We start from the raw sequence: 13693 nt of genomic DNA on the forward strand, positions 1-13693 counted from the left end.
GGGGAGGGCAGTATCTCAGGCGTCCCGCGGCACCCGCAGCATCGCCAGCGCCGCGAAGCCCATCACTCCCGCCGCGATCAGCATCGCCCAGACCGGATCGCCCGGGAACACCGTCCGCATCACCTGCCCCATCACCGACGACACGATCAGCTGCGGCAGCACGATGAAGATGTTGAACAGCCCCATGTAAACGCCCAGCTTGGCCTGCGGCAGCGCGTTGGACAGCATCGCATAGGGCATCGTCAGAATCGACGACCAGGCGATCCCGATCAGCACCATCGACCCGATCAGTGCATAGGGATCGCGCAGCACCAGGAACGACCCGAACCCCGCCGCGCCGCTCAGCAACCCCAGGATATGCGCATTGCGCCGCCCGATCCGGCCCGCGAGCCACGGCATCACGAACGCCCAGACCGTCGCCACGCCGTTATACACCGCGAACAGCACCCCGACCCAGTTCGCGCCGTCATTATACGCCGCACTCGCCGTGTCGGTCGTCCCGAACGCGCGCTGCGTGACGATCGGCGTGGTGTAGATCCACATGATGAACAGCGCCGACCAGGTGAAGAACTGGACCAGCGCGAGCCGCTTCATCGTTTGCGGCATGGTCGCAAGATCGCCGACGATCTGGCTGAGAACATTGGACTCTCTGCCCGACCGGACCAGCGCGGCGCTGACCAGCAGTGCGACACCGAACGCGATCAGCCCGGCGCCGAGCAGATAGACCGGCTTGTCGAGCCCGAACCGCGCCACCGCCGCGATCACGATCGCCCCCAGCGCAATCCACACCGGCGCCAGCCGCGCGCCCGATCCGACCGGTGCCGCTATCGCCGGCCCCGCCTCGACCACGCCGCCGTCCTGCTCGAACGCGGCCATCTCGTCGGGCGAATATTCCTTCGTCGTCACCACCGTCCACAGCACCGCGCAGAACAACGCCGCCGCGCCGAGATAGAAGCCATAGCGCACCGATGGCGGGATCCCGCCGCCCGCCGCGGTATTGGCGACGTGGAAGACGTCGGTCAGGATCAGCGGCGCCAGGCTGCCGATCACCGCGCCCGCGCCGATGAAGCCGGTCTGGAACGCATAGCCCGCGGTCCGCTGCCGGCTGCCCAACATGTCGCCGACGAACGCGCGGAACGGTTCCATCGCGACGTTGAGCGAGCCGTCGAGCATCCACAGCAACGCCGCCGCAACCCACAGCACGGGCGCGTTCGGCATCCCCAGCAACGCGATCGTCGCCAGCACCGCACCGCCCAGGAAATAGGGTCGCCGGCGCCCGAGCCGCCCCCAGGTCCGGTCGCTGTAATGCCCGATCACCGGCTGGACGAGCAGCCCGGTCAGCGGCGCGGCGATCCACAGAAAGGCGAGGTCGTCGACGCTGGTGCCGAGCGACTGGAAGATCCGGCTGACATTCGCATTCTGGAGGGCGAAACCGATCTGGATCCCGAAGAACCCGAACGAGATGTTCCACAGACCCCAGAAACCCTGACGCGGCTTCTCGCGCGTCACGCGGCGGCCTCGCCCGACGAGCGCCGTACGACGAGTTGCGTCGGCAGCACGATGCTCGTCACCGGCCGATCGTCGATCCGCGCGAGCAGCATCTCGACCAGCCGCCGGCCGCCCAGCACCGTGTCCTGCGCCACCGTCGTCAGCGGCGGGTTGGCGAGGCTGGCGGCGGGAATGTCGTCGAAGCCGACGATCGCGACGTCGTCGGGCACGATCCGCCCCGCCCCCGCCAGCACCCTCATCGCCGACAGCGCGATCAGGTCGCTCGCCGCGACGATCGCATCGAACGCGACCCCGCGCGCGAGCAACGCCTGAGCGGCGCGCGTGCCGTCCTCCTCGGTCGTGATCGCATCGACCTGCAAGTGCGGATCGGCATGCAGGCCATGTTCCGCGAGCGCCGCGAGATAGCCGCGGTGCCGGTCGTAAAACTCCGGATAATGGTCGGTCGCATCCCCCAGGAACGCGATCCGCCTCCGCCCCTGCGCGATCAGGTGCCGCGTCGCCTCCGCACCGCCCGCGACATTGTCGCACCCCACGGTCAGCCCGGGCTGGTCGTGCCGGACCGATCCCCAGCGGATGAAATGCGTCCCCTGCGCCACGAGATGATCCAGCCGCGCGCGATAATCCGCATAATCGCCATAGCCGAGCAGGATCAGCCCGTCGGCACGGTGGCTGTCCTCGTAGTCGGTATGCCAGTCGGACGAGAAATTCTGGAACGAGACGAGCAGGTCATAGCCGTGATCGGCACACGCCCCCATCATCGCGCCCAGCATGCCCAGGAAGAACGGATTGACCTCGGTCTCGTCGGGCGTCGGATCGCGGAACAGCAGCAGCGCGATCGTCCGCGTCTTGCCGCTGCGCAGGTTCGAGGCACTGCGGTCAACGGTATAGTTGAGCTGCTTGGCGATCGCCTCGATCCGCTGCCGCGTCGCCGGGCTGACCGTCGGGCTGCCACGGAGTGCGCGCGACACGGTCGGCTGCGATACGCCCGCGGCCTGCGCGATGTCGAACGACGTGGATTTGCGCTGGGCACTCAAGACAGGGATCCTCTCGGGGGCGCTCGGACGGCGTCGCCGTCGCAATCATCACTCCAGTTTCGGCACAACGTCAACGCATTGGCCCCCGCGATCCGTGGCAAATCGGCAACACGGCCGGAACGGCCGCACTGAATACGTATGTCGATTGATTGGCTTTCGTGAGGCGGAATTCCATTGGAACGCCACACACGGCCCACGGCGCGAAAGATGCAGCGGGGCTTTCAGGGGAGTTGAACATGACGACGTCCAAGCGTTTCCCGGCATCTGCCGCGCATCACCTTTTCACCCTATCGGCCAGCGGCACCGCGCTCGCCGTGGCGCTCTTCGCCGCGTCGGTCGCCGACGCGCAGGTCGCGACCGATCCCGCCCCGGCCTCCGCCGACAACACCGTGTCGAGCGCACCCTCGACGCCCGCCCCGACCGTCGCGACGCAGGACGCCACCGCCCCGAGCAGCGGCCCTGCCGCCGAGTCCAGCGACGACATCGTCGTCACCGGTTTCCGCGCCAGCCTGCGCTCGTCGATCGCGGTCAAGCGCAACCTCGACGTCGTCGCCGAGATCGTCTCGGCCGAGGATATCGGCCGCTTGCCCGACGTCTCGATCGCCGAGTCGCTCGCCCGCCTGCCCGGCGTCACCTCGCAGCGTACCGGCGGCCAGGCCTCCGCGATCAACATCCGCGGGCTCAGCCAGGATCTCGTCTCCGCCACGCTCAACGGCCGCGAACAGGTCGCGACCTCGGGCAACCGCGTCATCGAATTCGACCAGTACCCGTCCGAGCTCATCAACCAGGCCGCGGTCTACAAGAGCCCCAAGGCCTCGCAGATCGAAGGCGGTGTCGCCGGCAAGGTCGAGCTCAGCACCGCGCGCCCGCTCAGCATCCCCGGCAAGACGCTCGTCAGCGTCAACGTCCGCGGCGTCTATAACGACCGCGCCGGCCAGAACCCCGACGCCAGCGAATTCGGCTATCGCGGCAGCGCCTCGATCCAGACCAAGCTGCTCGACGACACGCTCGGCCTCGCGGTCGGCTATGCCCGGCTGAAGCAGGCGAACGTCGCGACGCGCTTCGTCGGCTATGATTACACCGCGACCGGCCAGAACGGCAGCCCGGCGATCCGCGACCTCGACGGCAACGGCCGCGCCGACGCGATCGGCTATGGCTTCGAGGCGGTCCAGTCGGGCGGCAACGAGACCCGCGACGGCGTGCTCGGCAGCATCCAGTATGAGCCGACCGACACGTTCCGCGTCCTGCTCGACGGCTATTATTCGCGCTTCAAGTCGGACGTGTTCCGCCGCGGCATCCGGGTCGAGAACCTGCAGCAGACCAGCAGCAACCTGACCGACCCGACCGTCATCGGCAACACGATCGTCGGCGGCAACGCCTCGGGCATCCGCACCCGCACGATCCAGCAGAACGAGAACCGCCTCGACAAGCTCTACACCTTCGGCGGCAACGTCCAGAAGGACATCGGCCAGCTCACGCTGACCGCCGACGGCTCCTATTCGCGCGCGTCGAGCTTCTTCAACAATTCGGGTCTCGACGACAACGGCAACACGACCGCGACGCCGACGACGCTCAGCTACAAGCTCGACGGGCTCAACGTCGGCTCGTTCGCGACCAACGCCAACTACACCGATCCGGCCGCGAACACGTTCGAGGGCTTCTACATCGTCCCGCAGAAGGACACCGACCGCCTCTATGCATTCGCGGGCAGCGCGCTGCTCAAGATCGACGGTCCGTTCCTCAAGTCGTTCGAGGTCGGCGGCCGCTATGGCAACCGCAAGGCGGAGCGGACGATCACCAGCTTCAACGCGTTCAGCTTCGCTGCGCCCGTCACGCTGACCGGCTCGAATTCGACGACCGCGGGCTTCAAGGGCAAGTTCTCGTCCTTCCCCGACTTCATCGTCGCCGATATCGGCAGCATCTTCGACTCGCAGCTCGGGCCCGACCGCGTCGTCGACCAGACCCAGGCGTTCACGCAGGACCAGAGCTTCACGATCGACGAGAAGACCTATGCCGGCTACGGCCAGCTCAACTTCGACACGATCGCCGGCTCGCTGCCGTTCAAGGGCAATATCGGCCTGCGCGTCGTCCACACCGACCAGAGCTCGTCCTCGACGATCTCGGACGGCGGCACCGGTCGCTACCTCAACACCCGCGGCCGCAAGTTCACCGACTGGCTGCCCCAGGCGAACTTCATCCTCGGCCTGACCGAGAACGACCAGGCCCGCCTGTCGCTCTCGCGCCAGATCTCGCGTCCGCGCTTCTTCGACTTCCGCAACTCGATCAGCACCAACCTGGTCAGCATCGGCGGCACCGCGGCGCGGCTCGACGGGTCGGGCGGCAACCCCGCGCTCCAGCCGTTCCGCGCCAACCAGTTCGACGCAACCTATGAGCATTATTTCGGCAACAGCGGCTCGCTCGTGCTCGGCGCCTTCTACAAGGACGTCCGCAGCTTCGTGATCGGCGGCGTCATCCCGAACTACGACTTCGCCGCCAACGGCATCAGCACCCCGCCGCTCGCCGGGACCGGCTTCACCAGCGTCGTCACGACCGGCAATCTGTTCGCACCGATCAACGGCAATGGCGGCTATGTCTATGGTTTCGAAGGCGCCATCACCAAGACGTTCGACTTCCTGCCGGCGCCGTTCGACGGCCTCGGCGCGGTGCTCAACATCTCGTACAACCAGTCCGACGTCAGCATCACCAACGCGATCAGCGGCAACACGCTCTCGCTGTCGCTGCCCGGCCTGTCGAAGATCGTCTCCAACCCGACGCTCTTCTACGAGAAGAACGGCTTCCAGACGCGCGTCTCGATGCGCTACCGCTCGAAGTTCGTCGCGCCGCAGTTCGGCCTCAGCGAGCAGATCGTGACCAATGCCGCAGAGACCGTGTTCGACGCGCAGATGAGCTATGAATTCCCGCAGGGCAGCCCGCTCGCCGGGATGACGCTGCTCGCGCAGGCGAACAACCTGACCGACCAGCCGACCCGCTCCTATTTCGGCCAGACCGCACAGACGGGCACGCTGCAATATTTCGGGCGTCAGTTCTATCTGGGTGCAAGCTTCCGCTTCTAAGTGCCTGCAATACCGCCGTCCGCCCGGGGTCATCCCGGCGGACGGCGACCCGGCGCCGGTGGCGCCGTCACCGATTCCGGTGCGAAAAGGACATCCGATGATCAAGAGCGTCGCCACCATTCTGGCAGGGTTGCTCGCGCTCTCGCCCGCCATCGCAGACCCCGGCCCTGCACCGAAGCCCGCATCCTCGACCGACTATCGCGCGCGGCTGCCGCAGGACGAGGTGATCTATTTCGTCCTCCCCGACCGGTTCGAGAATGCCGATCCCGCCAACGACCGCGGCGGCCTCACCGGCGATCGCCGCGTCACCGGCTTCGACCCGACCGCCAAGGGCTTCTACCATGGCGGCGACCTCAAGGGCCTGACCAAGCGCCTCGGCTATCTCCAGCAGCTCGGCGCGACCGCGATCTGGCTCGGTCCGATCTTCAAGAACAAGCCCGTCCAGGGCGCGCCCGGCAAGGAATCCGCCGGCTATCACGGCTACTGGATCACCGACTTCACACAGGTCGATCCGCATCTCGGCACCAATGCCGACATGACCGCGCTCGTCACTGCGGCGCATGCGCGCGGGATGAAGGTCTATATGGACATCATCATCAACCACACCGCCGACGTGATCCAGTACCGCGAATGCACCGAGGGCACCCCCTGCGCCTATCGCGACCGCGCCAATTATCCCTATCAGCGCAAGCTCGGCCTGCGCGGCAAGCCGATCAATCCCGGTTTCGCTGGCGACGCCGTCCGCACGCCTGAAAACTTCGCGCGGCTGACCGACCCCGGCTTCGCCTACACGCCCTATGTCCCTGCGAAGGAACAGACCGTGAAGGTCCCCGCCTGGCTCAACGACCCGATCTACTACCACAACCGCGGCGACTCGACCTTCACCGACGAGAGCTCGACGATGGGCGACTTCTCCGGCCTCGACGATCTCGCGACCGAGAACCCCCGCGTCGTGTCGGGGATGATCGACATCTTCGGCGGCTGGATCGATCGGTTCAAGGTCGACGGCTTCCGCATCGACACCGCGCGCCACGTGAATCCCGAATTCTGGCAGGCCTTCACGCCCGCGATGCTCGACCGCGCCAGGGCGAACGGCATCCCCAATTTCCACATCTTCGGCGAGGTCGCCTATGGGACGATGGATCCGGGCTATCTCGCGCGCTTCACCCGCGTCGACAAGCTGCCCGCGGTGCTCGACTTCGGCTTCCGCTGGGGCGTGACCGACGTCGTCGCGGGCAACAAGGGCACCAACGAACTCGCCGCCTTGTTCGACGGCGACGCGCTCTACGAACACGGCGCCGACACCGCGATGATCCTGCCGACCTTCCTCGGCAATCACGACCAGGGCCGCTTCGCCCGCGACGTCCGCCGCCTCAACCCGAATGCGAGCGAGGCCGAGGTGCTCGCACGCGTCAAGCTCGGCCATGCGATGCTGCTGACGATGCGCGGCGTGCCGACCATCTATTCGGGCGACGAGCAGGGCTTTGCCGGCGACGGCGACGACCAGGACGCACGCGAGGACATGTTCGCCTCGAAGGTCGCCGTCTATAACGACAACCGCCTCGTCGGTACCGACGCCACCACCGCGACCGCCAGTTTCGGCACGACCCACCCGCTGTTCCGCCAGATCGCCGCGCTCGCACGCCTCCGCGTCGCGCACCCGGCGCTGACCCGCGGCCGCACGCTCGTCCGCGCGCGCGGCGACACGCCCGGCCTGTTCGCGGTCTCGCGCTTTGATCCCGTGACCGGCGCCGAGATGCTCCTTGCGTACAACACCAGCGCCAAGCCGCTGACCAGCGCGATCCAGGTCGAGACTCGCTCGACCCGCTTCGATACGCTCGCCGGCGCTTGCCCCGCGCGCGCGACCGCCCCCGGCAGCGTCACGCTGACCATCCCCGCCTTTGGCTATGCGGTCTGCGCCGCGGAGACCCGCTGATGCCCGACGATACGAGCCTGCCCGTGCACCGACCCTGGTGGAAGGGCGCGGTCATCTACCAGATCTATCCGCGCAGCTTTGCGGATTCGAACGGCGACGGCATCGGCGACCTGCCCGGCATCACCCGCCATCTCGACTATGTCGCGAGCCTCGGCGTCGATGCAGTCTGGCTCTCGCCCTTCTTCACGTCGCCGATGAAGGACTTCGGCTATGACGTTGCGAACTACCGCGATGTCGACCCGATCTTCGGCACGCTCGCCGATTTCGACACGCTGATCGCGCGCGCCCACGCGCTCGGGCTGAAGATCATCATCGACCAGGTCTACAGCCACACCTCGGACGAGCATCCCTGGTTCGTCGAGAGCCGTTCGTCGCGCACCAACCCCAAGGCCAACTGGTATGTCTGGGCCGACGCCAAGCCCGACGGCAGCCCGCCGTCCAACTGGCAGTCGGTCTTTGGCGGCCCCGCCTGGACCTGGGACGCGCGCCGTCGCCAATATTATCTGCACAATTTCCTGAAGGAGCAGCCACAGCTCCACCTTCACGACGCGGACGTGCAGGACGAGATCGTCGACACCGCCAAATTCTGGCTCGACCGCGGCGTCGACGGCTTCCGTCTCGACGCGATCAACTTCGCGATGCATGACCCCGCGCTGACCGACAATCCGCCGGTCACCGACAACAGCCTGAAGACGCGCCCCTTCGACTTTCAGGCGCATGTCCACAACCAGAGCCATCCCGACATTCCCGCCTTTCTCGAACGGCTGCGGCGGCTGATCGACGGCTATGGCGACCGCTTCACCGTGGCCGAGGTCGGCGGCGCCGACAGCGACCGCGAGATGAAGCTGTTCACCCGCGGCCAGACCCGGCTCAACAGCGCCTATGGCTTCGACTTCCTCTACGCGTCGAACCTCCGCCCCAGCACCGTCGCCGACGCGATCACGCTCTGGCCGTCGGACGCGGAGATGGGCTGGCCGAGCTGGGCGTTCGAGAATCACGACGCCCCCCGCGCCGTCTCGCGCTGGATCGGCCCCGATGACCGCGACGCCTTCGCGCGGATGAAGATCGCGCTGCTCGTCTGCCTGCGCGGCAACATCTTTCTCTATTATGGCGAGGAACTGGGCCTGACCCAGGTCGAGGTGCCGTTCGACCAGCTCCAGGATCCCGAGGCGATCGCCAACTGGCCGCTGACGCTGTCGCGCGACGGCGCCCGCACGCCAATGCCGTGGCGGGCCGATGCGCCGCATGCGGGCTTCACCGATGCGTCGCCCTGGCTCCCCGTCGGCAACGACCATCCCGAGCTCGCGGTCGACCGGCAGGAGGGCGATCCCGACTCTCTGCTCGCGCTGACCCGCCGCCTGCTCGCGCTGCGCCGCGCGATCCCCGCGCTCGCGATCGGCGATCTGGTCCTGACCGAGGTCACCGACACGCTGCTTGCCTTCGAACGCCGTGACGGCGACCAGATCCTGCTCTGCGTCTTCAACATGGCCGCGACGCCCGTCGCGTGGAGCCCCGCTACCCCCGAACACTGGCGCGTCCGCGACAGCATCAACGACGCAACGATAGGACGACTGGGCGGCTATGCCGCGCTGATCGTCGAAAGGACCGGATCATGAAGACCCTCTCGCTGACGCTGGCGACCCTGCTCGCGACCACCGCACCCGCGATCGCGCAGGATCAGCCCGCCCCCGCCGTTACCACCCCGGCCGTCACGACGAACGAGACGATCAAGCCGCAGCCCGTCCCGACGATCCCCTCGGCGATCGCGACCTCGCCCGACGGCAGCATCGCGGTCACCGTCGCGACCGACGGCGAAGGCCATGCGACCTACAGCGTCACGCGCAAGGGCACGCTGATCGTCAAGCCGTCGCGGCTCGGCTTCCTCTTCACCGATGCGCCCAAGTTCGACCGGCATCTGAAGATCGAGACCGTCACCCGCGACAAGGCGGATTCGACCTGGACGCAGCCCTGGGGCGAGTGGAAGACGATCCGCGACAACCACACCGAGATGCGCGTCCGCCTGCGCGAGACCGACCGGCTCCAGCGCGCGATCGACGTCGTGTTCCGGCTCCAGGACGACGGCATCGGCTTTCGCTACGTCTTCCCCGACCAGCCCAATTTCAAGACGATCAACATCGCCGAGGAGCTGACGCAGTTCGCGTTCGCCGAGGACGCGACCGCCTGGTGGAAGCCCGGATTCGAATGGAATCGCGAGGAATATCTCTACAACCGCACGCCGCTCGCCGATGTCGGCACCGCCGCGACGCCGATCACGCTGAAGCTCGCGGGCGGCACGCATGTCGCGCTGCACGAGGCCGCGCTCATCGACTATGCCGGCATGAACGTCGCCAAGGTCGAGGGCAACACGCTGAAGGCGGTGCTGACGCCCGGCGCCGGCGCGCCCAAGGTCACGCGGACCGGCCCGTTCGCGACGCCGTGGCGCACGCTGATCCTCTCGGACGACGCACCCGGCCTCTACATGAGCCATATCGAGCTCAATCTGAACGAGCCGAACAAGCTGGGCGACGTCAGCTGGGTCAAGCCCGGCAAGTTCGTCGGCGTCTGGTGGAACATGATCACCGGCAAGTGGAGCTGGGCGACCGGCCCCAATCACGGCGCCACGACCGCGCATGTGAAGACCTATATCGACTTCGCCAGCGCCAACAAAATCCCCGGCGTCCTCGTCGAGGGCTGGAATGTCGGCTGGGACGGCGACTGGTTCGGCGACGGCACCGCGATGCAGTTCGACACGCCGACTCCCGATTTCGATGCCGGCTATCTCGCCAAATACGCCAAGTCGAAGGGCGTCTACCTGATCGGCCATAACGAGACCGGCGGCTCGGCCAGCCATTATGACGGCCAGCTCGACCGCGCCTTCGCCTTTGCGCGCGATCACGGCATTCCCGCGATCAAGACCGGCTATGTCACCGACGCGGGCCAGATCGAGCGCGTCGATCCCGACGGGTCGCAGCACCGCGAATGGCATGAGGGCCAGTGGATGGTGAACCACTATACCCGCGTCGTCACCACCGCCGCCAAGTACAAGGTGTCGATCGACAGCCACGAGCCCGTCAAGGACACCGGCCTGCGCCGCACCTATCCCAACTGGATCGCGCGCGAGGGCTCGCGCGGGATGGAATATAACAGCTGGGCCGGCAAGAACCCGCCCGAGCATGAGGCGAACCTCGCCTTCACGCGCATGCTCGAGGGGCCGATGGACTTCACCCCCGGCGTGCTCAGTCTCAAGGGCACCGACGACAGCGATCTCCTGTCGACCATCGCCAAGCAGCTCGCACTTTACGTCGTGCTCTATTCGCCCGTCGTGATGGCCGCGGACACGCCCGAGAACTACGCGAAATACCCCGCCGCGTTCCAGTTCATCAAGGACGTGCCGACCGACTGGTCCGACACCCGCGTGCTCAACGGCGAGGTCGGCGATTTCGTCACCTTCGCACGCAAGGACCGCAAGTCGAACGACTGGTATGTCGGCAGCGTCACCGACGAGAATGCCCGGACGCTCACCGTCGCGCTCGACTTCCTCGACGCCGGCCGGACCTACACCGCGCAGATCTACCGCGACGGCCCCGGCGCCGACTACAAGACGACCGCACGCCACGCGATCACGATCGAGACCAAGCGCGTCCGCAAGGGCGACACGCTGACGCTCGCGCTCGCGCCCGGCGGCGGTCAGGCGATCCGCTTCAAGGCGCGCTGAGCCGGCAGGACCGGCGCTGCTGTCTCGCAGCGCCGGTCCCCTTACCCGTCAGCGCCGCGGTGGCGACAGCGGCCCGCCGATCTCGATTGCCTTCTGATAGCCCGGCACCGCCTTCAACCGCTCGAAATACGCGGAAACCTCCGGCTGGTCCCTGAGCAGCCCCGCGCTCTCCGCGGTCGCGAGCAGATACGACATCTGGATATCCGCCAGCGTCAGCTTCGCCCCCATTAGATACGGCCCCTCGCCGACCCCGTCGGCGATATACGCAAACGTCTTGGCGACCTCGGGCTCGGAGAATTTGCCGAGGCCCTCGGGCAGCCCGCCCATCATCTTGCCGATCACCGTCATCATGATCGGGAACGCCGCCGAACTCTCGACATAGTGCAGCCATTCGTCATGGATCGCCGCCTCGGGTGTGCCTTCGGGCGGGCTCAGCCGCGCGCCGCCGTACTTGCGATCGAGATAGGAGAGGATCGACGCGCTCTCGGCGAGCGTCAGCTCGTCGTCCTGCACGATCGGCGCCTTGCCCAGCGGATGCACCGCCTTCAGCGACGCGGGCGCACGGAAGCTCGCATCGCGCTCGTACCGGACCAGCTCATAGGGCAGCTGCAGTTCCTCCAGCAGCCACAAGATGCGGAAAGACCGGGAGAAATTCAGGTGATGGACGGTCAGCATGGCGGGTCCTCGGATCGTGGTGATTATCGGATCGGCATGCGGAACGGGTCAGGCGGTTGGAAGGTTTCGCTGCCATGACCGGAATACTCCGGAGACGGAGTCGATCATGCCGAACACCAGCCCCGATTCAACCTGCGACGTCGCGATCATCGGCGCGGGCACCGCCGGGCTCGCCGCCGAACGCAACGCGCGGCGCAACGGCGCGCGCACGCTGCTGATCGACGAGACCTTCTCGGGCACCACCTGCGCCAGCGTCGGCTGCATGCCCTCCAAGCTGCTGATCGCCGCCGCCCACGCCGCGCACGCAGTCCGCCAGGCATCGGTCTTCGGCATCACCGCCGAGCCACGGATCGACGGGGCCGCAGTCATGGCGCGCGTCCAGCGCGAGCGCGACGCGTTCGTCGCGGGCGTCTGCGACTCGCTCGACAAGCTTCCCGACGGCGTGAAGGTCCAGGCCCGCGCGCGCTTCGTCGACGCGACCACGCTCAGCCTCGACGACGGCCGCACCGTGACCGCCAAGGCCATCGTGATCGCGACCGGCTCCTACCCGAACATTCCCGACAATTTCGACGCGGTCCGCGACCGCGTGCTGACCAACGAGACGATCTTCGACCTGCCGACACTGCCCGGCTCGGTCGGCGTGATCGGCGCGGGTCCGATCGGCCTCGAACTCGCCCAGGCGCTCGTCCGGCTCGGCGTCGAGACGATGGTGTTCGACCAGTCGCCCGGCCTCGCCGCGCTCAAGGACGAGAAGGTCTCGGCGGCGCTGCACGGTATCCTCGACAAGGAACTGCCGATCCATCTCGAGATGAAGCTGAAGGCCGAACCCGACAGCGGCGGCGTCCGCCTGTCCTGGTCGGGCGAGCAGTCGGGATCCCGCTGCTTCAACTATCTGCTCGTCGCGACCGGCCGCCCACCGCGGCTCAAGGGCCTCGGGCTAGAGACCACCGGGATCACGCTCGACGATCACGGCACGCCGGTCTTCGACAGGACGACGATGCAGTGCGGCGACGCGCCGATCTTCATCGCGGGCGACGCGGATCACGACCGCACCGTGCTCGGCGAAGCCTCCGCCGAGGGCATGATCGCCGGCCGCAACGCCGCGCAGTTCCCCGACGTCACCCCGGGCCCGCGGATGGTCCCGCTCGCGATCATGTTCACCGACCCGACCGTCGCGGTCATCGGCGACATCACCCCCGACGAGCAGGACGGCATCGTCATCGGCGAAGCCTCCTACGCGGATCAGGGTCGCGCGAAGGTCATGGCGCGCAACGCCGGGCTGATCCGATTCTATGCGGAGGCGGGCACCGGCCGGCTCACCGGCGCGACGATGGCCGCCCCCGGGGTCGAGCACAGCGCGCACCTGATCGCCTGGGCGATCCAGCAGGGCCGCACCGCGACCGACCTGCTCGACATGCCCTTCTATCACCCTACCCTCGAGGAGGGGCTCAAACCCGCGCTCCGCGCGATCTGCAAGGCGGTCAGCGCGCCCGTCCCCGCCGACCGCGACGACGGCTTCACCGCCGGCGCCTGAGCTTCATTCGTCAAGGTCGAGATAGGCGACGACGTCATTCTCGGTCGCGATATACAGCCCCGCCTGGACCTCCTCGGGCTGCTGCGCGGCGATCGCCAGCGCCTCGCCGAGCGGGCCGTAGAACAAGGTCGTCGCCGCCCCGCCCTCGAGCGCATCGTCGAGATGATAGAGACGAACGCCGACGGCGGAGGAGATGGTACGCATCGCCCGTCCCTG

General features: G+C 67.4%; 9 protein-coding genes. 5 read left to right on the forward strand and 4 right to left on the reverse strand.

Annotated elements, in window-relative coordinates:
• Positions 1-15: 15 nt before the first annotated feature.
• Positions 16-1509 (reverse strand): MFS transporter, encoded by a 1494-nt coding sequence (locus GV027_RS03090; protein WP_159510960.1) that lies wholly within the window; start codon positions 1507-1509, stop codon positions 16-18.
• On the reverse strand, positions 1506-2543 hold the full coding sequence (locus GV027_RS03095; RefSeq protein WP_159510961.1) for a LacI family DNA-binding transcriptional regulator: 1038 nt from the start codon (positions 2541-2543) through the stop codon (positions 1506-1508). Before GV027_RS03095 ends, GV027_RS03090 begins: the two co-directional genes overlap by 4 nt.
• 236 nt (positions 2544-2779) lie before the next feature.
• On the opposite strand from GV027_RS03095, the gene GV027_RS03100 reads away from it, so the two are divergent.
• The 4 genes from GV027_RS03100 to GV027_RS03115 all read left to right on the forward strand — a co-directional run bounded on the left by GV027_RS03100 (position 2780) and on the right by GV027_RS03115 (position 11268).
• Positions 2780-5617: a TonB-dependent receptor gene (locus GV027_RS03100; RefSeq protein WP_159510962.1), complete on the forward strand. Its 2838-nt coding sequence runs from the start codon at positions 2780-2782 to the stop codon at positions 5615-5617.
• Between the two features lie 97 nt (positions 5618-5714).
• A complete protein-coding gene (locus GV027_RS03105; RefSeq protein ID WP_159510963.1) occupies positions 5715-7553 on the forward strand; it encodes an alpha-amylase family glycosyl hydrolase in 1839 nt (612 codons plus the stop codon).
• Positions 7553-9169, forward strand: a complete 1617-nt coding sequence (locus tag GV027_RS03110; protein WP_159510964.1) for an alpha-glucosidase — start codon at positions 7553-7555, stop codon at positions 9167-9169. The genes GV027_RS03105 and GV027_RS03110 overlap by 1 nt, the downstream gene beginning before the upstream one ends.
• Entirely contained in the window at positions 9166-11268 is a 2103-nt protein-coding gene (locus tag GV027_RS03115; protein WP_159510965.1) for a glycoside hydrolase family 97 protein, read from the forward strand. The genes GV027_RS03110 and GV027_RS03115 overlap by 4 nt, the downstream gene beginning before the upstream one ends.
• A gap of 48 nt (positions 11269-11316) precedes the next feature.
• Here the strand turns inward: GV027_RS03115 and GV027_RS03120 are convergent, their stop codons facing one another.
• A complete protein-coding gene (locus GV027_RS03120) occupies positions 11317-11943 on the reverse strand; it encodes a glutathione S-transferase family protein (protein WP_159510966.1) in 627 nt (208 codons plus the stop codon).
• A 106-nt stretch (positions 11944-12049) separates the two neighbouring features.
• On the opposite strand from GV027_RS03120, the gene GV027_RS03125 reads away from it, so the two are divergent.
• On the forward strand, positions 12050-13477 hold the full coding sequence (locus tag GV027_RS03125; protein WP_159510967.1) for a dihydrolipoyl dehydrogenase: 1428 nt from the start codon (positions 12050-12052) through the stop codon (positions 13475-13477).
• A gap of 3 nt (positions 13478-13480) precedes the next feature.
• On the opposite strand, the gene GV027_RS03130 is transcribed toward GV027_RS03125, so the two are convergent.
• Entirely contained in the window at positions 13481-13681 is a 201-nt protein-coding gene (locus tag GV027_RS03130; RefSeq protein ID WP_159510968.1) for a hypothetical protein, read from the reverse strand.
• Positions 13682-13693 lie beyond the last annotated feature (12 nt).

Origin of the sequence: Sphingomonas sp. T1 (assembly GCF_902506585.1) — a bacterium.
GTDB classification, from domain to species: Bacteria; Pseudomonadota; Alphaproteobacteria; order Sphingomonadales; family Sphingomonadaceae; genus Sphingomonas; species Sphingomonas aerolata.